Origin of the sequence: Shewanella sp. P1-14-1, from assembly GCF_001401775.1 — a bacterium.
GTDB lineage: Bacteria > Pseudomonadota > Gammaproteobacteria > Enterobacterales > Shewanellaceae > Shewanella > Shewanella japonica.
This window is the reverse complement of the sequence record NZ_LKTL01000031.1, coordinates 28,233-50,429: the sequence shown is the minus strand read 5'-3', so window position 1 is coordinate 50,429 and position 22,197 is coordinate 28,233. Positions and strand designations below refer to the sequence as shown.

17 protein-coding genes and 1 pseudogene are annotated in these 22,197 nt (G+C 41.0%); 10 read left to right on the top strand and 8 right to left on the bottom strand.

Annotated elements, in window-relative coordinates; all coding sequences use genetic code 11:
- The 7 genes and pseudogenes from AN944_RS21565 to AN944_RS18670 all read left to right on the top strand — a co-directional run.
- Positions 1-531, top strand: a pseudogene (locus AN944_RS21565) (hypothetical protein); the annotation flags it as partial.
- A gap of 219 nt (positions 532-750) precedes the next feature.
- A complete protein-coding gene (locus AN944_RS18695; protein WP_065108869.1) occupies positions 751-1,089 on the top strand; it encodes a hypothetical protein in 339 nt (112 codons plus the stop codon).
- 19 nt (positions 1,090-1,108) lie between these two features.
- Positions 1,109-2,581 carry a YdiU family protein gene (locus tag AN944_RS18690; RefSeq protein WP_055026163.1) on the top strand — a complete coding sequence of 491 codons (1,473 nt, stop codon included), beginning with the start codon at positions 1,109-1,111 and terminating at the stop codon, positions 2,579-2,581.
- A gap of 74 nt (positions 2,582-2,655) precedes the next feature.
- The gene (locus tag AN944_RS18685; RefSeq protein WP_055026162.1) at positions 2,656-2,991 is read left to right on the top strand and encodes a DUF3630 family protein; all 336 of its coding nucleotides are present in this window, start codon (positions 2,656-2,658) and stop codon (positions 2,989-2,991) included.
- Complete coding sequence (locus AN944_RS18680) at positions 2,984-4,027, top strand: serine/threonine protein kinase (protein ID WP_082420058.1); 1,044 nt, start codon at positions 2,984-2,986, stop codon at positions 4,025-4,027. The genes AN944_RS18685 and AN944_RS18680 overlap by 8 nt, the downstream gene beginning before the upstream one ends.
- A gap of 175 nt (positions 4,028-4,202) precedes the next feature.
- Positions 4,203-4,817, top strand: coding sequence for a thiol:disulfide interchange protein DsbA/DsbL (locus AN944_RS18675; RefSeq protein ID WP_055026161.1), 615 nt, complete (start codon positions 4,203-4,205; stop codon positions 4,815-4,817).
- A 399-nt stretch (positions 4,818-5,216) separates the two neighbouring features.
- Positions 5,217-5,429 (top strand): DUF1107 domain-containing protein, encoded by a 213-nt coding sequence (locus AN944_RS18670; protein ID WP_055026160.1) that lies wholly within the window; start codon positions 5,217-5,219, stop codon positions 5,427-5,429.
- Here AN944_RS18670 and zapB read toward each other — a convergent pair.
- Positions 5,426-5,626 carry a cell division protein ZapB gene (gene zapB / locus AN944_RS18665; protein ID WP_055026159.1) on the bottom strand — a complete coding sequence of 67 codons (201 nt, stop codon included), beginning with the start codon at positions 5,624-5,626 and terminating at the stop codon, positions 5,426-5,428. The genes AN944_RS18670 and zapB overlap by 4 nt on opposite strands.
- 360 nt (positions 5,627-5,986) lie before the next feature.
- Here zapB and AN944_RS18660 point away from each other — a divergent pair, with 360 nt between their 5' ends.
- Positions 5,987-7,072, top strand: a complete 1,086-nt coding sequence (locus AN944_RS18660) for a branched-chain amino acid aminotransferase (protein WP_055026158.1) — start codon at positions 5,987-5,989, stop codon at positions 7,070-7,072.
- A gap of 83 nt (positions 7,073-7,155) precedes the next feature.
- Here AN944_RS18660 and AN944_RS18655 read toward each other — a convergent pair whose 3' ends face one another.
- The 6 genes from AN944_RS18655 to AN944_RS18630 form a co-directional block, all read right to left on the bottom strand.
- Positions 7,156-11,673 carry an EAL domain-containing protein gene (locus AN944_RS18655; RefSeq protein ID WP_235531014.1) on the bottom strand — a complete coding sequence of 1,506 codons (4,518 nt, stop codon included), beginning with the start codon at positions 11,671-11,673 and terminating at the stop codon, positions 7,156-7,158.
- 319 nt (positions 11,674-11,992) lie between these two features.
- Positions 11,993-12,925, bottom strand: a complete 933-nt coding sequence (locus AN944_RS18650) for an acyltransferase (protein WP_055026157.1) — start codon at positions 12,923-12,925, stop codon at positions 11,993-11,995.
- A 4-nt stretch (positions 12,926-12,929) separates the two neighbouring features.
- Positions 12,930-13,826 carry an acyltransferase gene (locus AN944_RS18645; protein ID WP_055026156.1) on the bottom strand — a complete coding sequence of 299 codons (897 nt, stop codon included), beginning with the start codon at positions 13,824-13,826 and terminating at the stop codon, positions 12,930-12,932.
- A gap of 142 nt (positions 13,827-13,968) precedes the next feature.
- Complete coding sequence (locus AN944_RS18640; protein WP_055026155.1) at positions 13,969-15,489, bottom strand: YifB family Mg chelatase-like AAA ATPase; 1,521 nt, start codon at positions 15,487-15,489, stop codon at positions 13,969-13,971.
- Positions 15,490-15,628: 139 nt separating this feature from the next.
- Positions 15,629-16,654 carry a M48 family metallopeptidase gene (locus AN944_RS18635; RefSeq protein WP_055026154.1) on the bottom strand — a complete coding sequence of 342 codons (1,026 nt, stop codon included), beginning with the start codon at positions 16,652-16,654 and terminating at the stop codon, positions 15,629-15,631.
- A 28-nt stretch (positions 16,655-16,682) separates the two neighbouring features.
- The gene (locus AN944_RS18630) at positions 16,683-17,930 is read right to left on the bottom strand and encodes a YjgN family protein (protein ID WP_055026153.1); all 1,248 of its coding nucleotides are present in this window, start codon (positions 17,928-17,930) and stop codon (positions 16,683-16,685) included.
- A 368-nt stretch (positions 17,931-18,298) separates the two neighbouring features.
- On the opposite strand from AN944_RS18630, the gene AN944_RS18625 reads away from it, so the two are divergent.
- Positions 18,299-19,309, top strand: a complete 1,011-nt coding sequence (locus AN944_RS18625; protein WP_055026152.1) for a substrate-binding domain-containing protein — start codon at positions 18,299-18,301, stop codon at positions 19,307-19,309.
- A 37-nt stretch (positions 19,310-19,346) separates the two neighbouring features.
- On the opposite strand, the gene ilvY is transcribed toward AN944_RS18625, so the two are convergent.
- Positions 19,347-20,219 (bottom strand): HTH-type transcriptional activator IlvY, encoded by an 873-nt coding sequence (gene ilvY, locus AN944_RS18620; RefSeq protein ID WP_055026151.1) that lies wholly within the window; start codon positions 20,217-20,219, stop codon positions 19,347-19,349.
- A gap of 200 nt (positions 20,220-20,419) precedes the next feature.
- Here ilvY and ilvC point away from each other — a divergent pair, with 200 nt between their 5' ends.
- Positions 20,420-21,901 carry a ketol-acid reductoisomerase gene (gene ilvC, locus AN944_RS18615; protein ID WP_055026150.1) on the top strand — a complete coding sequence of 494 codons (1,482 nt, stop codon included), beginning with the start codon at positions 20,420-20,422 and terminating at the stop codon, positions 21,899-21,901.
- The last annotated feature ends 296 nt before the right edge of the window (positions 21,902-22,197 follow it).

The window sequence follows — 22,197 nt, the reverse complement described above, 5'->3', positions numbered from 1 at the left end:
CCAGAGCCAGAGCCAGAGCCAGAGCCAGAGCCAGAGCCAGAGCCAGAGCCAGAGCCAGAGCCAGAGCCAGAGCCAGAGCCAGAGCCAGAAGTTGTAAAAGAAAAAGAAAACGAAGAAACGGATGTAAACTTGCCTGCTACAGGTGCATGGGCGGGTGATGTGTTTGCTAATCTCGTTAGCAGTTTTGATGCCAGTGCAGATGTCACAGCGCAGCATCAAACGTTACTGAATATTATTGGTCATAGTTATAAATTACGTAAACAGGCAGATTATTGCCAATATGGTGCGCAATTGGCCGATAACTATTTAGCTGTTTATGCCAAGTACCAGCAACAGAATAAGGTTGCTGCTGATGAAAAAGGTCCAGGCTTTATGCAGTTATCAACCATGCTTAATGATACTAAGCAGTTTGATAAAGCCATTATGCTATGTGAGCAAGCGCTGCAATATCAGCTAAGCGATGGAACTGTTACTGGTTTTGAAGGTCGAATTAAACGTATCGAGAAAGCAAAATCTAAAGCTGCAGGCTAAGGGCTATTTAACCTGTTGGTGAATACTATTTCACCTAGATTCAATTAAAGCGGACTTAGGTTCGCTTTTTTATTGCTAATATCTTTGTTAGTTATAGACATATTGATGGATCTTGCCATTATAGGGCGCGTTTGAGCCAACGGAGTTGCAATATCGCGCTACTTTTTGCTCGGCGAGTTAATGCTTCCCTTCACTTTTGAGGAAATTAAGAGGTTTTTTATGAATACCAAAGTACTGACTTTGTTGGTTTTATGCTTAGGAATATTCAGCTTGTCAGGCTGTATTCGTACACCTGAATGGACTCTTTTTTATTACGCAGACCAAGCTAAAAAGCCGGCTAATCCGATACAAGCGGATTATATTGCGGGTTATTATGACACGCTTGAGCAGTGTCAGTTAAAAGGCGATGGTATGTTACGCCTTAGTGGAAAAAGCCTTGTTGAAATAGACAAGCAGGCTCTGGAAAATGCTACAGCAATACCTGTAGCTATCGAAAAAGGATATCAATGTGAGCAGCTATGTCAGGTCGATGATGAAAATGTGATTCATTGCCAATAGCCTGCTTTAGGGAAGATGAATGCAGCTAAAACAAGATTTTTTTGAACAACTTGAAGGATTTTATTCGCAGGTTTACCCGCTGCCTATTAGTCAACCTCATTGGCTTGCTTGGAGTGATGACGCCGCGGCATTAATTGGCCTAACTAAGCCCACCGATGAGTTACTGATGCAGATGTCAGGTAATCACCAGATGCCTGGTGCGAGTTATTATGCGCAAGTGTATAGCGGTCATCAGTTTGGTGGTTATTCACCACGATTGGGTGATGGTCGTTCAATTATTCTAGGTGAAGCATTTAATGGGCAAGATACACATCCACAAGCTTGGGACATTGCCTTAAAAGGTGCAGGTCCAACCCCATATTCCCGACATGGCGATGGCCGAGCAGTAATGCGCTCTGCAGTAAGAGAGTTTTTGGCATCGGAAGCGCTCGCAGCTTTATCTGTTCCTACTACACGTGCCTTAGCCGTTATAGGTTCTGATTTGCCCGTTTGGCGTGAATCCCAAGAAACCGCAGCTATTACCGTAAGGCTGGCAAAAAGTCATATTCGTTTTGGCCATTTTGAATATTTTTGTCATAGCGAACAAGGAAGTAAAGATAAGCTCATTCAGTTACTTAATTTTACTATTGCCCAACATTACCCGCATTTATCGCAAGATTATCACGGTTACAAAGCCTGGTTCACACAAGTGGTTAAAGATACCGCTGTGCTGATTGGTCATTGGCAAGCCGTTGGTTTTGCTCATGGGGTGTTGAACACAGATAATATGTCTGTTTTGGGCGACAGCTTTGATTTTGGCCCTTTTGCTTTTTTAGACACGTTTAAAGAAGACTTCATCTGCAATCATTCTGATCCAGAAGGGCGTTATGCGTTCGGTCAGCAGCCCGGTATTGGGTTATGGAACTTGCAACGTTTAGCGCAAGCATTAACGCCTGTGATCGAATCTGATGATTTGGTCGCTGCACTGAATACCTACCAAGCAGAATTAGTGAAGCAATACTTGTTATTGATGCGGGCTAAAATGGGCTTGTCAGTAACAGAGCAGATCGCCAATTCGTCAGAACAAGACAAACAAGATTTAGACCTAATAGGCCGATTTTGTGGGGTGATGCAGCATAATATGTTGGACTACACCAATACCTTTAGGGCTTTTGGTAACTTGGATGTCAATAGCGCTAAATCCAATATTGCAGATGAAATCATCGATAGGCCAACATTTGATGCTTGGTATAAGGACTATCAGCAACGAGTGGGACAAGTGACAGATATTGAGGCTTGGCAAGGTGCAAGAAACAGTGTCAATCCGAAATACGTTCTGCGTAATTATCTTGCACAGGAAGCCATTGTCGCCGCAGAAGATGGAGATAATGGTAAATTGGTTGAATTACACCGGTTATTAACACAGCCCTATGCCGAGCAAGAACATATGTCACATTATGCTCAGCGTCCGCCGCAGTGGGGACAGGGATTAATTATGTCTTGTAGTAGTTAATTTTTATTTTAAGCATACGATAAGCCGAACAGTAAACATGTAGGCTTATCAATAACGCAGGTTTACCTAACAATATGAATAGCGAAAAGCCCGTGATTGGCTTGCATTCAATCGCATTAGATAAAGAGTCGCTCAGTATTTTAATCCGTGCAGATATTGATTTTGAGCAGTTTGAACAATTTGCTGAGCCATTGGCCGCGGCGATAGATTGCGAAATCCGTGAGCAACAATGGGGCGCAGATAGACATCAATGGCTATTGAATTTCGAAGGCAGCCAGCTTTGGTTACATTACGAGTTTTATGGCGATATTTGTTGGATATCGACCGATGTCGCCTCGGATATTGAAGTGTTAACGTATTTAATGACGTTATTAACACCATTAGTCACAGTGAAGGGCGCAAATGAGTAATCGTCAAATAGATAACGATTCGACAGAGCAAGCCAATTCGAATAAAAGCCAAGATGCATCATTTGACTTTCAAGCTTTAACGCCTGACTTAATTTTAGATGCTATCGAGAGCTTAGCGGTATACCCAGAAACCGGTTTATTAGCTTTAAATAGCTATGAAAACCGTGTTTACCAATTTCGGTGTGATCGTGGGAATCGATATGTGGTTAAGTTTTACAGGCCGCATCGTTGGTCCGAAGAACAAATTCAAGAAGAACATGATTATGCGCTGTCATTGGCTGCAGAAGATATTCCTATAGCTGTTCCAGCGATTATCGATGGTAAGACTTTACACCACTATCAAGGCTATAAATTTACGCTATTTCCTTCTATTGGTGGGCGTGCTTTTGAGGTCGACAATCTCGACCAATTAGAGTCTGTTGGTCGCTTTATTGGCCGTATTCATCAATATGCTAGTAAACAAGCATTCCAATATAGAGAGCCAGTTTCATCAAAGATTTTGGGTGATGATGCGTTGGCGTATTTACAGCAATCTGGTCAAGTGGCTGATGGCATTAGTCAGCAGTTTTTTACCGTGGCAGAGCAAGTGTTAGATAAAGCTAAAAGTGCGATGTCAGGGCATCAATTTCCAACGATTCGTCTACATGGAGATCTGCATCCCAGTAATATTTTATGGACGCCCGATGGCCCAGGCTTTGTGGATTTAGATGATGCAAGGCAAGGCCCGGCAGTACAAGACATATGGATGATGCTAACGGGTGATCGATCTCAACGGCTGTTACAATTAGACGTCTTGCTAGAAGGTTACCAAGAGTTTTACGATTTTGACCAAGGTCAGCTCGCTTTAGTTGAGCCTCTAAGGGCCTTGCGCATGCTTCACTATAACGCTTGGTTAAGTAAAAGATGGCAAGATCCCGCATTTCCAATGAACTTTCCATGGTTTGGTGATATCAAATACTGGGAACAACAAACCTTAGCGTTTAAAGAACAACTTGCAGCGTTAGATGAAGCACCATTAAGCTTGATGGGATACTAGGTGTTAACTAACGTAGATTGTTACAAATGTTCTTGATAAGGTCTTGAGATATTGCAATAACCTAAATTATGATACGGTTTAGGTAATACATACATTAGCTCTGCGTAAAGCAGGCAATAGATGGCAAATTTTAAAATTAAAAAATAATTTAAGATTGCACACTAAAGGAAGCAAAATGAAAAAAGCACTATTAATGGCAGCAGCACTACTTTTAGCCCCATTGGCGGCAACTGCTGCAGATTATAAAGAAGGTGTACATTACACTGTGATTAATGAAGGCCCAGCAACGTCTAAGCCTGAAATTACAGAGTTTTTCTCATTCTTCTGTGGCCACTGTTATAACTTTTCAAAAACAGTTGTACCAAAAATTGAGAAAACATTGCCAGAAGGTGTTGCGTTTAACCAAGCACACGTAGAGTTTATTGGCCGTGAAATGGGCACTGAAATGTCTCGTGCTTTTGCGATTGCTCACCAATTAAATGTTGAAAAGAAAATCGAACATGCAATTTTCGTTGCTATTCACGATACTAAGCAACGTTTCACTAGCCAAGATGATATCCGTATGCTGTTTATTGCTAACGGTGTTGATGGTAAAGACTTTGATGCGGCTGCAAACTCATTCATGGTGAATGCACAAATGTCTAAAATGAAGCGTGATACTGAAAACGCAAAACTATCAGGTGTGCCTGCATTAGTGGTTAACGGTAAATATCGTGTTGAGACAGGTTCAATTAAATCTTATGACGAGCTTTTAGATATCGCTTACTACTTAACGTCTAAAGATAAGTAATCGATTAAGATTAACTAAGACGAATTATTGACGCAGTATTTGTTCGATAATTTGATAAAAAAATAGAGCCCGCAGTGGCTCTTTTTTTATGTCTGTATTTTGTGAGGTTAATTGTCCAACTACCTGAAAAAAGTCAAAAAAAAACCGTAGGTTTCAAAATTATTCATTTTAAAACGATACGGTGTTGAGCCAATTGGCTCGTTATTTACCCTGAGTAACGTTAAATACTCTACCAAAGCGTCAAAAAAATGGCAAGTGTCATTTTTGTGTTATTTCATTATTTGAACTTAATCGCTGAATTTAAGGTGAAAAATGTTTAACTTTACGAAACTCTTTGGGGATTTATATTGTCAAAGTGAAGTCATCAAAAACCAATAACAACATGCTTGAGGAGTTCTCATGAGAAGGTTCCCCGTTTACGCACCTAAGCTTATTGTCAAACATGCACGTATTTTTCTTACAGGGGTTATTTGGGTTAAAGATCTAGGTTGCTTAGAGTTTAAGAAGGGACGTTTTTTAATGCCAAAAAAAAGCCTGCCAAAAGTAAAGCAGGCTGTTTCAGAACTTAATGAGCTATTAGCTGCTCAGCATAATGAAGCTAATGCTATTTAGCTTTCGCTATTAAGTAATCCAACAAGACCGTTAACTTTGTCATTCCAAGAGTTGAGGTCTTGTTGTAGTTGTTGATTAGTCTCAGTCAACTGAGCGTTCTTTTGCTTCTCTTCTTCAAGCTCCATTTTAAGTAGCTCAGCATTTTCAAGAGTAGCCTGGATTTTGGCTTCCAGTTGGGACAATAATTCAAGGCTCATATCGGGAGTCCTAATAGTTTCTGGATGGAATGCTGATTCTAGCAGTGACTGGGGTTTAAGGAATAGACAAATCTGTTAAGTGGTTAAAAAAAGTACCAGTTTTACTACTATTTTCTAAGCTTTAATCACCTTGAGCTGTATTTAGGTAATTTTTTACTGATATCTAGCAGCAATCCCTGATGTTCAGTGTCCCATGAAAGTCTTACTCATTAGATAAACCTCGTTTTAAAACGGCCTTTTTTGGGAATTGTCATCTTGTGCAGAACGATTGACGGTTAAATGTCATCCACATTGTCCATTTGCTTGACATTACAACTGATGATTCATAGTCTGCTAGCTCTGTTTTCAAGGTGGTAGCAAATGGACATCAAATATAATTTAAAATCGTCACGCCGTACTGAGCAATTTCATCCAGAAGGTAATGTTGGATTTGGTAATCTCAGAACTGATCATATGTTTTTAATGGATTATCGAGATGGCCAATGGTGCGATCCACGTATCGAACCTTATGCTCCTTTTGAGATTGCGCCAGGTGCAATTTCATTGCATTACGGTCAGTCTATTTTTGAAGGCGCAAAGGCCTTTATGCATGACGACGGTGAAATCTATACCTTTAGATTGAATAAGAATGCGGAACGTTTAAACAACTCTGCAGATATCTTATGTATTCCTAACCTTGATGAAGAGATTCAACTTGAAGCCATTAATGCGCTTATTGATGTAGATCGTTTGTGGTTCCCGATGCAAGATGGCGCTTGTTTGTATATTCGTCCTTTCATTTTTGCCACCGAAGATCGTTTATCGGTGAGTCCTAGCCTGAATTTTACTTTTTGTGTCATTTTAAGCCCAAGTGGCGCTTATTATGCTGATGGGGTAAGCAAAGCGATTCGTTTGCTTATTAGTAAGAAGTTCCACCGTGCAGTATCGGGTGGCACTGGCGCATCGAAAGCGGCGGGTAACTACGCTGCGTCACTGCGAGCGGGCCAAGCTGCTGCTGAATATGGCGCTGCTCAAGTGTTATATCTTGATGCTAACAATCAACAGATTGAAGAAGTGGGCGCAATGAACCACTTCCATGTGCTAAAAGATGGCACTGTGGTGATCCCAACATTTACTGATACGATTTTAAAATCAATCACCTCGCAATCAATGCTTGAGCTAGGGCACCTATTAGGCTGTGAAGTGCGTCAAGAGACGATCATGCTAGATAAGTTTATTGCTGATATCGAGGCGGGTGAAATTGTTGAGGCGGGTGGCTTTGGCACAGCAGCAGTTGTGTCACCTGTGGGATCGTACATTTTTGAAGATGGACGAGTGGTAACCGTTGGTGATGGTGAGGTCGGTCCGTGTATTAAGCGAATCTACCAAATCTTTACTGAACTACAAAATGGTCAACTTGAAGGCCCTGAAGGCTGGGTTAAACGTGTTGAGCGAGTGGCTCCTTAATACCTAGTAGAATAGCTAGTGCAGGTGTTTTGACCATTAAAAAGGCTCCTAAGGGAGCCTTTTGTGTATCTATCACATGCCTGTTAACTGTTAGTTTTTTCAAGTTTGTCTTGCTGTAATACGGCCAAACATTCATCTGCTGGCAGAGGTTTACTCAGTAAGAAGCCTTGGACTTGATCACAGCCTTCTGACTGCAAGAAGTCGAGTTGTTCTTGGGTTTCTACCCCTTCAGCAACGACATTCAGCTCTAAACTATGGGCTAAGGTAATAATTGCACTGGTTATTGCTGCGTCATCAGGATCTTCAATGATATCGCGCACGAACTCTCGGTCGACTTTTAACGTATCAATAGGGAAACGTTTTAAGTAACTCAAGCTCGAATACCCAGTCCCAAAGTCATCAATAGCAATGGTGAGTCCTAAGGCTTTAAGTTGCGACAGTACTTCCACTGAATCCTTTGGATTACCCATGATCATAGATTCGGTTAACTCAAGCTCTAATGCTCCAGCAGGTAACCCTGAGACGGCCAATGCGACTTCAATGGTTGAAATAATATCCGCTTTTAATTGTCTTGCTGAGAGATTGACGGCAACTGAGATATCTTCAAAGCCTTGTTTATGCCATTCAGCAAGTTGATTACACGCTTCATCAATGGCCCAGTGCCCAATGGCGTTGATCATCCCAGTTTCTTCTGCCAATGGAATAAATTCAACGGGTGAAATGAAGCCGAGCGTTTTACTTTCCCAACGCAGTAGCGCTTCAACGCCTAAAATTTGCTTGGTTTTAATATCGTATTTAGGCTGATAAACCAGATAGAGCTCGTTACTTTGAATCGCTTCTTTTAGCCCTGCTTCAAGCTCAACATGACGGGTGGCATATTGGTTTAGCTCTTCGGTATAAAACTGGAAGTTATTACGACCTAAAGATTTTGCATGATACATGGCGGTATCTGCATACTTGATCAGTGAGGTACTGTCGTCAGCATCATTAGGGAATAAACTGATACCGATAGAAGGCGAGACAGTAATATTTTTATCTTCAAGTAAGAAAGGCGCTTTAAACGCTTTAAGCACTTTTTCAGCAATGATGGTAGCCGCTTTTAACTTGGCGACCCCTTCCAATATAATGGTGAACTCATCCCCGCCTAGACGGGCAACGGTATCGCCTTCACGAATAGCATTTTGCAATCGACTCGCAACGGCTTTTAGCAGTAAATCACCCACATGGTGTCCCATGGAGTCATTGATGTGTTTAAAGCGGTCTAAATCAAGGAATAACAAGGCAACAATTGATCTCGAACGATGGGCCTTAGTGATAGCTTGATTAAGTCTATCTTGGAATAAGGTTCGGTTTGGCAGGCCTGTCAATGGGTCAAAGTTTGCTAAAATTCGCAAATCTTCTTCCGCTTTTTTACGGCTCGTGATGTCAGTAAATACTGCAACAAAGTGGCTGGTCTCACCCTTAGTATCAATGACTTGGTTGATTTCTAGCCAAGCCAAAATACCTTTTTTATCTTTAGTTCGAATGTTGATTTCACCGGCCCAATGCTTTTTACGCAGTAGCTGTAATTCGACATTATGGTAGAAATCTCGAGAACGCTTTCCATGGGCGAGGAATAAGAAATGCTTGCCCGCGATGGCATCAGGCTCAAAACCTGTTATTCGACTGAAAGCAGGGTTTACTGAGCGAACACGGTAATCTAGTTCTCCCACCACTACGGCCTCATTCATACTGTGCAGTACCTGAGTGGAGAGTTTCAGCTCGTTTTCAGTTTCTTTTCTGACAGTGATGTCTTTATGGGTTCCTGCCATTCTGACCGGTCTGTCTTGTTGATCCCATTCAACAACCTTGCCTCGATCGATTAACCAGATCCATTTGCCCGCTTGTTTTTCAACACGATATTCAGCTTCAAAGAACTCAAGTTTACCTTCAAGATGTTGATTAAGAATTTTCGACACCCTAGGTTTATCTTCTGGGTGAATATTATTAATCAAAGCTTGATCTTCATTACCAAGGCGCAGCGGTGGTACCATGTCTGTTCGGTAGACTTTATTTTCACGTATGTTCCAGTCCCACATGCCATCACCAGACGCCCATAGCGCCAGTTTCAGGCGCTCTTCAGAGGCGCGGATACTGATCTCAAATTCACGCTGCTGTTCACGCTTTAGCTGTTTAAGATAAATCAGGAAAGTAATCGCCAGCATGATGGCAATACCATAAATGACGTAAGCTGCTTTACTTAAATAAAACGGTGGGACGATAGTAAATTTGATACTAAACGGAGCTTGGTTAAAACTGTTGTCAGTTAACGTGAAGCGCACCAATAACTCATACTCTTTAGGTGCAAGACCTGTAAAAGTAATATTGTTGGTATTGTTAAGATCAACCCAATCGTTATTGTGCCCGACTAATTTATAACTTAATTGGTGAAATCCTGGGTAATTGTATTCAAGCGCACTGACTTCAAAACGAATGACATTATTCACAAATGGCATGGTCAGCTCAGGAGGATGAGATAAGTCATGCAATTGATGATGCTCATTTCCAATGGTATAGCTCGTAAGCGCTAATTTGACATCAGGCCTTTCTGCGGGCACTTCATTTGGGGTAAATTGGTTAATGCCATTAATCCCGCCAAACCATAAGTCACCATCTGCATCCCTAAACTTGACCCCACCATTAAATTCGTTGGCTTGCACACCATCAAAGACATTAAATGCCACGAGTTGATTATCAGGAGTGACACGAATGATGCCTGAGTTCGTGCTTAACCAGAGGTTTTGCTGGTTATCTTCGAGAATGGCATAGACCGTGTGTTGCTTTAATGATTCATTTAAGGCTTCAAAGTGAATGCTACCGTCTGCCAATTCAATAATTTTGTCGACACCGCTATGGGTTGCCATTAAAAAGTCACCCGTGCTGGTAGCAATAAAATCACGGATACGATTATCACTCAGTGTTGATTCGTCCGCGGGTTGGCGAACCTTTAACGTGAGTTTTTTATCATCTGGCTTTAGCCTTACTAAGCCTGCCATTGTCCCAATCCAAAGGTTATTTTGATGATACTTTAGAGAAAGAATTGAGCGCTCTTGAGGTGAGTACGTCTCTTGGTAATCAAATTGATATTGATGTAGTACCCCTTCGCCAGGTAAGACAAAATACAGTCCATTACTGCTTCCCACCCATAAACGCTGTTTGTCGTCTAACGCGAGCGAGCGTATATGCAAAGTGTTAGGAATAAGGTGGTCAAATGCCGGTAAAAAACTGAGCTGTTGATCCGGTGTCAGTCTGGCTAAACCATGATCAGTTCCGAACCATAAGTTGCCATCGGGCGTTTCAGTTATTGCATGTACCGTGATGTTTAATTCAGATTCATTAAGGTTTAATGCTGTGGCAAACAAGTCATTGTAATAATAAAATTGGCCTTGTTTTTCATCAAAGGTTTTAACTCCTGCGCTTTCGGTTCCAACCCATAGTCTGTCTTGGCTATCACGAAATATAGCTCTGATCATATTAGCCATTTTGGGCTTAGATGGGTGCATTTCATAAATATGATTAAAATAGACTTGGTTAAGATTAAGCTTATTAATACCAGAATAACGAGTGCCTAACCACAATGTACCATCGGGCGCGAGCATGATGGTTTGTAAGTTATTTTCGCTGATTGAATGACGGCTATTAGGGTCATATTTATGGACTTTACTGCGCCACTGACCGTCGATTAAATCAAGTTGTATTAATCCTGCATTAGCACCAATAGCCCATACTTGTTGGCTATTGCTGATGACAAAATCATGAATTTCGTTAAAGATGGTTGGCTGCTGATTAGTCCATACGAGTGTTTTTTCATGGGTGATGAGATCATAGCGAACTAGCTCGTTACCTATCGCGAACCAAACAGAGTCATCTTGAGCGTTAGTATGAATGCTATTGACTCTTAAATCTGCAGGGATATCTAAGCGAATGATGGTATTGCTATCAATGGCAAATGTTCCGCTTTGCTCAGTGCCAACAAAGATATATTTATCATCGACATTAGCGACATAGCTGATGCTGGGGTCAATGCTATTACTGATACTAATCTTGGTGATTTTATTGGTTTTTAGCGAGAGGGTATAAAGGCCTGTTTTGGTGCCAATCCATAATGAGTCACCAATTAAACTTAAGCTGGTTAAGCGTAAGTCATTTAGACCGCTTTCTAAGCCATAATTGGTGAACTTGCCAGTGGCTAAATCTAGTTTGCTGAGGCCTTGAGAGAAGGTCGCAACCCACAAGCTATCGTCAGGTGATTGCAAGATATCAATAATGTAATTACCGACAATGCTAGACGGGTCGTTACTGTCATTGAGAAAAATATCAAACTCGATTCCGTTATAGCTATGCAGTCCATCTTGGGTTCCGACCCATAGCATACCAGCCTTATCCATAAACAGTTTGGTGACTGAGTTTTGGTTCAGCTCATTAGAGCCTTCGAACTGATCAAACGATAATAAATGATTATCATTTTTAGGTGTGATTGCGATAGCTTGAATTGTCATTGAGATGATAAACATCGCAATGATAAAAGACGTGCTAAATGATGTGGCTAAACGTAAATTCAATCTGCACCTATAGTAATTAGAATAAACACCTAGTGATGTTGGTTGCATATTGTTAGTTAGGATGTAAATGCTTAACAAGAATAGTCATAGCGGAGAGAAATAACACACTATCCGTTTGTTAAATACACAAAAAAAAGCATTTAAATCGTCATAAGCAACCATATTACGTAGCTATATGCTTTATTTCAAATTACATTTCAGTTTTACGTAGGGTGGATGTTGCAAAAGCTTAATAGAGTTAACAATTTACTTAAAAGTTAACGCTATAAAGTAAAAAACACGCTGAATAGCGTGTTTTTAGTCATGCTCGATAATGCTATTAATTATCTTGTTTTTGATCAGGGGCATGTTGCTGGAAAATTTCCTCAAGCTGCTGGTCTTTATCAAACCAAACTTGATTTAACCAACGTTGAAATTCAACCCGGGTTTCAGCTTGCGAGAAATACACTTCAGAATCGACTTCTGGCACAGGCATTTGCTCAATACGTACGACAATCTTTTTCACCCGCCCTGACATGACTTCGTACAAAATGCCTTCTTTTGCTTTAGCATCAGCATCAGGATAGGCCAATGTCATGTTCAATAAGCCAGTAAACTGCTCACCCATAGCTGAAAGAGTAAACGCGATTCCACCTGCTTTAGGACGCAATAAATGACGATAAGGTGATTGTTGGCGACGATGTTTATCTTCAGTGAAACGGCTACCTTCAACATAATTGATGATTGACGTTGGGATATGGATAAACTTCTCACATGCTTTGCGAGTCGTTTCTAAATCTTTGCCTTTGAGTTTAGGATTCTTTTTTAGTTTGGCTGGGCTGGTTCGGTTCATAAATGGCATATCCAATGCCCAACAGCCTAATCCTAAAAATGGGACAAATATGAGCTCTCGTTTTAAAAAGAACTTCATCATTGGTACGTTGTTGCGCAAAATATACGTTTGTGCAGCAATATCAAATCCACTGACATGATTACTGATAATTAAATACCAGCCATTTTCATCCAGTCCTTCTAGTCCCTCAATGTCCCATTCAATTTTGGCGATTAAATTTAAAATGCCGCCATTACATGATGCCCAAGCCCACATAAAGCGATTCATTAATCGTGAAATATGGTTACGACCTAGAGCCACTGGCACGAATAATTTAATGATGCCGCCAATACTGATTAATCCTGCCCATACAACAGTGTTAATAATTAAAAGTAATGAACTGATAAAGAACAGTATCGGACCTGGTAAAAAACTTAGCATGGAGCTAAATACCTCTAGTTATTTTGTCAGCCATTTCGCTGATTTTGTTATCTTTTTCGAGCCATAGTTGATTGAGTTGATTTTGGAACTCAATTTTAAACTCACGATCTTTACTGTAGTCACCACGCATTGCGTCAGGAATCGTTGTCACTTGAATATCAACATGGACTTCATCGAGGCCATTACAAATATATTCCCAGTAGGAAGGTATTTTATCAGGATAATAAATGGTGACATTGACTAATTTATTAATCTGGCTGCCCATTGCGTCAAGGGCAAATGCCATTCCGCCTGCTTTAGGTTTTAATAAATGACGATACGGTGAGGCTTGTTTTGTATGTTTGCCAGGATGAAAGCGAGTTCCCTCGACAAAGTTCATTACACTCACAGGCTTATGCTTGAATTTTTCACATGACTTGCGAGTTATCTCAATATCTTTCCCTTTAAGTTTAGGGTTCTTTTTAAGTTGTGCTGTGGAATAACGGCGCATAAAAGGGAAATCTAACGCCCACCAAGCTAGCCCTAACACTGGAACATAAATGAGTTGCTGCTTTAAGAAAAATTTCAAAAAAGGAATTTTGCGGTTAAATACTCGTTGTAAAATTAAAATGTCGACCCAAGATTGGTGGTTGGCAATGACCATATACCATTCTTTTTCTGAAAACTGACTATCGCCAGTTAACCTTATCTTCGTTGGGTGCAATATTGACTCAATCACACCGTTAACAGTGATCCACGCACTGGCACAGTTATCTAAAATATAACTGCATATTTTACGAATGATGTTTATTGGTAACACTTTGAATATACTAAATATAAGTATAGGTATTACCCAGAATACGGTATTTATTACATAGCAAATAAATGCTATCGATCCTTTAATTTTTGCAAACAGCGGCATCTAGCTCTCCTGTGAATGGAGGCTTATGTTACTCCGTGAAATGATTTGGCTCAATCCGAAGGACAATAATATCGCAATTTTTACGCAAAAATTACACGCTGTTCAGTCTGTATCATTGACTTACTATGATGATTGTTCGTACTCACTGCTGACTCAATCGATGCATCAATCTATCCATGGCTCGATATCCTAATGCTTGAGCAATATGACGTCTTTCAGTTGTTTTGGATTGTTGTAGGTCTGCGATGGTTCGAGCAACCCGCTGGATCCGATGAAAGCTTCTCACAGATAAACCGAGCTGCTGCACACTTGCGTCTAAAAACTCTAAGTCAGCTTGGTTCATGTTTAAATGCTGTTTTAACAGTGAAGGGGACAGTTCACTGTTAAGCAAACCTGCGCGCGATAACTGTATCTGTCTTGCTTGATTGACCCTTTTGGCAATGCTTTCACTGCTTTCAGCAGTTTGCTGGGGTTGGGTGAGAGTGCCTGCTGGCAGTTTAGGGACTTCGATTGTTAAATCAAAACGGTCTAAAAATGGACCTGAAAGTTTAGATAGATAACGCTGAATTTGGTCGGGGGTTGAGCGGGCATTATCTACATCACCACAAGGGCTTGGGTTCATGGCTGCAATCAGTTGAAAACGACTCGAGAATTTTACTTTTGCTGCTGCGCGAGAAATGACGACTTCGCCAGACTCCATAGGTTCACGTAGGCAATCTAATACTTTACGTGGAAACTCGGCTATTTCATCTAAAAACAATATTCCTCTATGGGCTAGTGATATCTCACCTGGCTTTGGGATGCTGCCACCGCCAACTAATGAAATTGATGAGCATGTGTGGTGTGGTGCTCTAAAGGGACGTTCAAGAAAAGCGTTTGGTTTGATGTTTAACCCTGCGACAGAATGAATAGCGGCAACATCAATAGCTTCTTCATAGCTGAGCTTGGGCAATAGCGGAATGATTCGGTTAGCGAGCATACTTTTGCCGGTGCCGGGAGGGCCTAAAAATAAAGTATTGTGCCCACCTGCTGCAGCGATTTCTAACCCTTGCTTGGCCTGATATTGGCCTATGACTTCGCTTAAGCATAACTGCGGGTCTGTTGCTTCATCTTCAAACCATTGCGGTTGCTGGTCAACAAGTGGTAGTTGAGCTTGACCATGCATAAAGGCGGCAAGGTGCTGTAGATGGGCAACAAAGTGAGTTTGCTCAAAGCCGACTAACTCTGCTTCTCGTCTGTTTTCTAAAGGGATAAACAATTGATGTTGTTGGTTTTTGGCTGCAATGATTGCTGGCAGTATGCCAATACATGGACGAACCTCTCCCGATAACGCCAGCTCTCCAATAAATTCACTGTGAGCCAATTTATCCGACGGCACTTGGCCTGAAGCCGCTAAAATACCGATTGCAATGGGCAAGTCATATCGACCTCCTTGTTTGGGGAGATCGGCTGGAGCGAGGTTAACGGTAATGCGCTGCATGGGAAACTCAAAGCCGGCGTTGATTAATGCACTTCTAACCCGTTCACGGGCTTCTTTTACTGAGGTTTCTGGTAATCCGACTAAATTAAAAGCAGGTAATCCATTACTTAGGTGAACTTCGACTGTGACTTTAGGGGCTTCAACGCCGCAGCAAGCACGTGTGACAACGCAGGCAATCGCCATAAACAAATCCTTTTGTTTTTCGTTTACAGATATTTAATGACACTTAATGAGGTTATTAAGCCCATTAAGTGTAGCAGGTAAATAAATCGCTGTAGTCAAACCCCACCTATAACAAAAATAAGTGGGTTAGGATGAGTATTTATTGAATAGAATCAGAGCGTAAGGTTTCGATGCGTTCGTCAATGTCGGGGTGAGTGCTGGCCCAGTCTGGTATGTCGAGATTATGCTCAGTTTGCAATAACTGGTATAGCTCGACGATAGAGTCGGTATTTTTGTACCAAGCTTGAAGTTGCAATGCTGCAAACTGGTCGGCTTCTCGTTCATGATTTCGAGAATAGGTTAAGCTGGTCCCTAATACCGTGACACTGACAAGCATATCCGAGATCCCGCTGGCATCACCGACAATTAGCGCTGCGCCAACAGAGAGGATTGATGACTGTATTAACGTTGTCAGTACATGCCTGTGATGAACATGACCCAGCTCATGCAAAATAACCGCTTCAAGTTGTTGGTCGTTTTTCGCGAGGTTAATCATGTCATCCGTTAATATAATTTGACCGTCTGCGAGTGCAAAAGCATTAGCACCATCTTTGCTGTTATAGATTAACAAAGAAGGTTGGATTGAAAATACTATCTGCTCTTGATGCAGTTTATCTAATGTCTGCTGAAATAACTGCTGCAGTTCAATTTGTCTTTGTGGCTTGATTTGGCTTTCGGTGAATCCCATGGACTCCACTAAGCTGAACGTTTGCTCACCGACTTCTTCCACTACGGCATCCGGTAATAAGTGGGCGATGGTTTTAGAAGCAGCAGGTATGCCATGCGCAACAATAAAATACAGCGCAGCTAGTGAAACCAAGGTTGCAATAATAATCAGTCCAAGGTTTTTTTCTAGCTGGGCTATCCAGCTTTTTTTAGCGTGAATGTTGAGCCATTGATTAAGCTGTTGAGGATCTGTTGAAACAAAAACATGTCCGCTGGAAAACGTGATATGACGAGCCATATTACCTATAGGATCTGTAACAGTGGTTTGGTCTAGTTGAAATTGCCCTCGGTGAACGTCAGAGGACAATGTCAGCATTCCATTTTTACCCAGCACTAATGTGGCTGGGTATTTTGTGGCTTGTTTAGGGGCAAGAATATGCCCATTAACTTGTTCTATCACAGCTTTATTCCAGCAAACCTTGGCATTGCTAAACTATGCCAATATTAATATCAAAGGCATCTGCCACTTCATCTGCCACAGCGGTGCTACTTTGCTCATTATGGTCATGAGCTGTGAAAGCATCTAAGTTTCCTTCAACTGCAGTGACTTCTGCCATGTACTTAGCAAAACGGACATCAGCCCAAGCTTTACCCATGCCAAAGGTGAACATAACAAGCAGTAGATTAGTGATAACTAAGAATAAGAAACTTGAGGTTTTCATTGTCGATGCCATTTGTAAGTCATCATTAATAGATGTTTGGCTAAAGACATAATTGCGAACACAGACTTGAACATAGGCTGCGATGAGCATTGATAAAATAAACATGAAGAAGTATCCAAAGAACATCATGCCTATCAACGAAGCATTATTTTTAAATGCTTCTTCAGAGGCGCCACTTTGAATTAGCTCAACAATCGACCCCATCATGCCAAAAGCAAATGCAAAAACTGAAAAAAGTAAGCCTGCACCGAAGAATAACCCAATAGCGGTGACGGCAATTTTGGCATACTGATTGATTTCAAGTTTGGCATTAAATGCCTTATCACCATAGCGATAACCATTGATTAAGTATTGTGCCATTCCAGCGCTAACCCAAGCGTAAGAATAAATAGCAGCAACAAAGAAAAATACCACGCCTGCGGTAATTGCAATGCCGATAGCAATGGGGTTATCTGTCATTAACCTTGTAACAACACCAATACCAAATCCACCCGCGACAACAATAATATATGCCGCAATGGGTTTTAGCAGTAGGTTGATATATGCACCGCCATAAGAGCCAGCAAAATCAAACCTAACATTGCGAAAACGTGTCATACGAGCATCAAAACGGGCATTTCTAACGGCTAGAAATGGTACTGCAAACATGAATATGATGGCTAATGCGACAGCGACAGGAGGCATAGTGCTACTGAGCACTGACCATGTAATCAATAGGAATACGGCAATAATTCGGCCAATTAAGATTTGCATTGGCTTGGCAAGGTATTCGAATCTGTCACCGCCTAATTCAGTATTTCCGTAAAAGTAATTATTGGTTCTCACTTTGGCCCAGGCTGAGTAAATGCCGAATGTCACCATGGTGAGTAAAACGTTGACTATCCAAATACCAAAAAATTCACCACCAATACCGTGAAATTTAAATGGAGTACTGGTTGTTGATGTGTCTGAAGATATTGTTGATGTTGAAGCTGTAGAGGCGGTACTGCCTTGTGATGAGTCTATGGTACTCATTTAGATTTCCTTCCGTTGGAATTGAGCTGGTTATTAAAACGTTAAAAGTGATATAAATCAATATTTTTAATCATATTTTTGTCGCTTTATTTTGTGAATTACAGTGAGTCACAATAAGCGGTTTTGGCGGGTTGGTTTTTATCAGTAGCATATTGCATGGTAAGTAAGCTTTCTCACAGAACTTAATCATGCAAGGTGTACTATTTACAGACATAATTAAGTTAAATGACATTCAAGCTTTAGTTTGCGGAGGCGAATCATTACTCAAATAGACTATGTTATATACAGTTAGGCTGTGTTGTATGCCGTTAGACTATGCTTTATTCAGATAACTGCGATAGGTATTGGTTGAAAAAGGACATGTCACTATGCGAGCTTTGCTCATTTTTATGTTATTCATGCTTTCAAATTCAGTGCTGGCGAGTACTAATGTCGTGTTTTTAAATCCCGGTGCAGCCGATGATTCATTCTGGCACCATATCGATAATGTCATGCAAGTTACAGCGCAAGATCAAGATTTTAATTTAACGGTTTTACATTCAAACCGTGACCGTAATTTGATGTTAAATCAGGCGGTTGAAATTTCTAATCATGCATCTTTACCGGACTATCTTGTCATGGTTAACGATAAAGATGTTGCTAAAAAAGTGCTTGATACTTTTTACCAAAAACCCGTTCACATTATTTTTATGATTAATGATATTGAGCAGCCACTTAGGTTGCAGTTAATGAACGATCCCCACTGGAAAAAGTACTTATTACCTGCAGTTATTGAAGACAATTATCATATTGGTCGTGAGTCTGCAGCAGCATTAACTCAATTATTTACGACTACCCCCGCATATGTGGTGGCTGTAGCGGGAGATGATGTAAGGGAAACATCGCTACTACGCACACAAGGAATGGAGGGGTATTTTAACCTGCATTTGAATACCGTATTGGAGCTGGTCGTTTATGCAGATTGGCAAGCCAATAAAGCCTACGAACAAACGCATATATTGCTGAATCGATTTCCTGGGGTAGACGGCTTATGGATTGGCAATGATGAAATGGCAGTTGGGGTCGTTAAAGCCTTAAAAGAAACCCACCGAAAACCGGGTGAAGATATTAAAGTATTGGCGATTAACCCTTCGGCCTTGTCATATGAGTTACTTAAAAATGGTGACGTCAATGCGATAGGAGGAGGCTCATTTTTATTAGCAGGTGTGGTGGGGCTAAATATTGCTCGTCATCAGCAAAAACAAACATTTGACCTATGCCTTGAACATAATTTTTATCGTCACTTAACACTTGAATGCCCTTTATTTCGTATGATTGTTAACAATCAATGGCACCAAATTCTTGAGCAAGAAGTCAAAGCGGTATGCAGTGTCAATTAGCGCAGCTTCTTCAACTCTAAATCAATAATCTGAGTGATTAAATGACCTCTAAAAAGGCATGTAAAATGGGTTCGTGGGTGCGTTTTTGTTTACAACAACAGCCAAGCTGAAATGGGGCAATATTTTGCTGTGTATCTAATTTAACCAGTCGTTCTCTTACTGGACTATTTTCAACCACAGCTTCTGGGCTGATACTGACACCACACCCTAACGCCACCATAGAAGTTATTGCTTCTTGACCTGATACTTGAGCATAAATATTAGGTTTGAATCCCATTGCTTTAAACCAGTTGTCAGCTCGACGTCGCCCGGGGCCATGATCTGGCACAATGAAGGGTAATTTTGCCCAATCAATGGGAACGGTATTAACCATTTGCTGTACTTGGCAATTAATTGTCGGAGCGTAAACATGCAAAGGCACTTGATCAATTTCTGCAAAGTGGAGACTACTCGGCAATGAATCAGGTAAGGCGATGATGGCAATATCAGCGCGGTTATGCTGAATTTCATCTACAGCATTAGCTGCATCACCTGTATTAAGGGTGATTTCTACCATAGGATGTTCACGTCTAAATCGATCTAACAAGGCTGGAAGGTGGCTGTATGCTGCTGTAACTGAACAATATAAATTGATCCGCCCGTGCAGTAGAGGTTGGTCCGGGTCAATTCGACCTTTCAGGTTGAGCCATTCGGATAAGGTTTGTTCTGCAAAACGCCTAAATTCAGTTCCCGCATGGGTCATACTGACACTGCGGTTATCTCGTTCAAATAATTTGCAGCCCACTTCTTCTTCTAATCGCTGCATCGCTCGACTGAGCGTAGATGGACTCACATGGGTTTGTTCTGCAGTTTTACCAAAATGCAGACTATCACATAGGTGTAAGTACAGTTTTAACGCACGAATATCCATGAATCAACCTTAAATAAATGAGTAAAAAAACAGTATGAAATGGCTCATTTTAGTATTGCATAAAATGCAATATAACATCCCGAATATATCATTTTAAGCAATGAGCAGCTTACGCTATAGTGATCCCAATCACAACTTTTGTGCCGTGAGATTGCCAAAATGTTGTGTCTCAAATTTCTGAATTAAAGGTGGTATCTCAGATGGCTAACTATTTTAACTCTCTGAATTTACGTCAACAATTAGCTCAATTAGCTCAATGCCGCTTTATGGACCGTAATGAGTTTAGTGACGGTTGTAATTTTATTAAAGATTGGAACATTGTGATTTTAGGTTGTGGGGCACAAGGCCTGAACCAAGGTCTCAATATGCGTGACTCTGGACTGAATATTTCATTTGCACTTCGCCCACAAGCGATTGCTGAAAAGCGTGCCTCTTGGAAACAAGCTACTGATAACGGCTTTAAAGTCGGTACATTTGAAGAGCTTATTCCTGATGCTGATTTGGTATTAAATCTAACTCCAGATAAGCAACATTCAAATGTTGTTAACGCAGTTATGCCATTAATGAAGCAAGGTTCAACCTTGTCATATTCTCATGGTTTTAACATCGTTGAAGAAGGTATGCAGGTTCGCTCAGATATCACCGTTGTGATGGTAGCGCCTAAGTGTCCTGGTACTGAAGTGCGTGAAGAATACAAACGTGGTTTTGGTGTACCGACATTGATTGCTGTTCACCCTGAGAATGATCCTAAAGGTGATGGCCTTGCCATTGCTAAAGCATATGCAAGTGCAACAGGCGGCGACAGAGCTGGTGTGTTGTTATCTTCATTTGTTGCCGAAGTTAAGTCTGACTTAATGGGCGAGCAAACCATCCTTTGCGGCATGTTGCAGACTGGTGCAATCCTTGGTTACGAGAAAATGGTTGCTGACGGTGTTGAGCCAGGTTACGCGGGTAAGTTAATCCAACAAGGTTGGGAAACAGTAACTGAAGCGCTGAAACATGGCGGCATCACGAACATGATGGATCGTTTATCGAATCCTGCCAAAGTGAAAGCGTTTGAAGTTGCCGAAGAACTAAAAGTGATTCTTAAGCCGTTATTTGAAAAGCACATGGATGACATTATCAGTGGTGAGTTTTCTCGCACTATGATGGAAGACTGGGCTAATGACGATGCAAATTTACTGCGTTGGAGATCTGAAACCAACGAAACAGCATTTGAAAATGCACCGGCATCTGATGAGTATATCGACGAGCAAACTTACTTTGATAAAGGCATTTTCTTAGTTGCTATGATCAAAGCAGGTGTTGAATTAGCGTTCGATACTATGGTTGCTGCGGGCATTATCGAAGAGTCGGCTTACTATGAGTCACTCCATGAGACGCCTCTTATTGCCAACACCATTGCACGTAAACGTTTATATGAAATGAACGTGGTTATTTCTGATACTGCTGAATACGGTTGTTACCTATTTAACCATGCTGCAGTGCCATTATTACGTGACTATGTAGCTGGCATGTCTTCAGAATTGTTAGGAGCTGGTCTAAAAGAAGGCTCAAACAGTGTTGATAACAAGCGTTTGATTGAAGTAAATGAAGCGATTCGTCATACCGATGTTGAGTTCATTGGTGCAGAGTTACGCGGTTACATGACTGACATGAAAGGTATTGTTGAAGCTAGCTAATATTTGTTGATTGTGTTGTGAAATACCTGTTCAGCTAAGCTATCGAGCAGGCATCTATCTACCATTTGCTAAATGCGTAGAAGAAACAATCTATAGAAAATTAGGATGATAAAGACGGATTATGTCCTAATCATCATAGCTTTAGATTTTGTTGTTGTTTGCATTGTCTCGGCAGGGAAGCTGAATTTTTTTTACAACACATGATTTTTTGTTGTGTTTATAAATCACTTTATGGTACTCCTATAGAGGATAAATTATAAACAAGTCCGGCATGGAGCCTGACTCAACAAAAATAA

Excerpts from the sequence above, each read along its gene's own strand:
- AN944_RS18645 (WP_055026156.1), bottom strand. The coding sequence starts at position 13,826 with ATGCCGCTGTTTGCAAAAATTAAAGGATCGATAGCATTTATTTGCTAT.
- AN944_RS18680 (WP_082420058.1), top strand. The coding sequence starts at position 2,984 with ATGAGTAATCGTCAAATAGATAACGATTCGACAGAGCAAGCCAATTCG.
- AN944_RS18685 (WP_055026162.1), top strand. The coding sequence starts at position 2,656 with ATGAATAGCGAAAAGCCCGTGATTGGCTTGCATTCAATCGCATTAGAT.
- zapB (WP_055026159.1), bottom strand. The coding sequence starts at position 5,626 with ATGAGCCTTGAATTATTGTCCCAACTGGAAGCCAAAATCCAGGCTACT.
- AN944_RS18690 (WP_055026163.1), top strand. The coding sequence starts at position 1,109 with ATGCAGCTAAAACAAGATTTTTTTGAACAACTTGAAGGATTTTATTCG.
- AN944_RS18670 (WP_055026160.1), top strand. The coding sequence starts at position 5,217 with ATGAGAAGGTTCCCCGTTTACGCACCTAAGCTTATTGTCAAACATGCA.
- AN944_RS18625 (WP_055026152.1), top strand. The coding sequence starts at position 18,299 with ATGCGAGCTTTGCTCATTTTTATGTTATTCATGCTTTCAAATTCAGTG.
- ilvY (WP_055026151.1), bottom strand. The coding sequence starts at position 20,219 with ATGGATATTCGTGCGTTAAAACTGTACTTACACCTATGTGATAGTCTG.
- AN944_RS18660 (WP_055026158.1), top strand. The coding sequence starts at position 5,987 with ATGGACATCAAATATAATTTAAAATCGTCACGCCGTACTGAGCAATTT.
- ilvC (WP_055026150.1), top strand. The coding sequence starts at position 20,420 with ATGGCTAACTATTTTAACTCTCTGAATTTACGTCAACAATTAGCTCAA.
- AN944_RS18695 (WP_065108869.1), top strand. The coding sequence starts at position 751 with ATGAATACCAAAGTACTGACTTTGTTGGTTTTATGCTTAGGAATATTC.
- AN944_RS18640 (WP_055026155.1), bottom strand. The coding sequence starts at position 15,489 with ATGGCGATTGCCTGCGTTGTCACACGTGCTTGCTGCGGCGTTGAAGCC.
- AN944_RS18675 (WP_055026161.1), top strand. The coding sequence starts at position 4,203 with ATGAAAAAAGCACTATTAATGGCAGCAGCACTACTTTTAGCCCCATTG.
- AN944_RS18650 (WP_055026157.1), bottom strand. The coding sequence starts at position 12,925 with ATGCTAAGTTTTTTACCAGGTCCGATACTGTTCTTTATCAGTTCATTA.
- AN944_RS18630 (WP_055026153.1), bottom strand. The coding sequence starts at position 17,930 with ATGAGTACCATAGACTCATCACAAGGCAGTACCGCCTCTACAGCTTCA.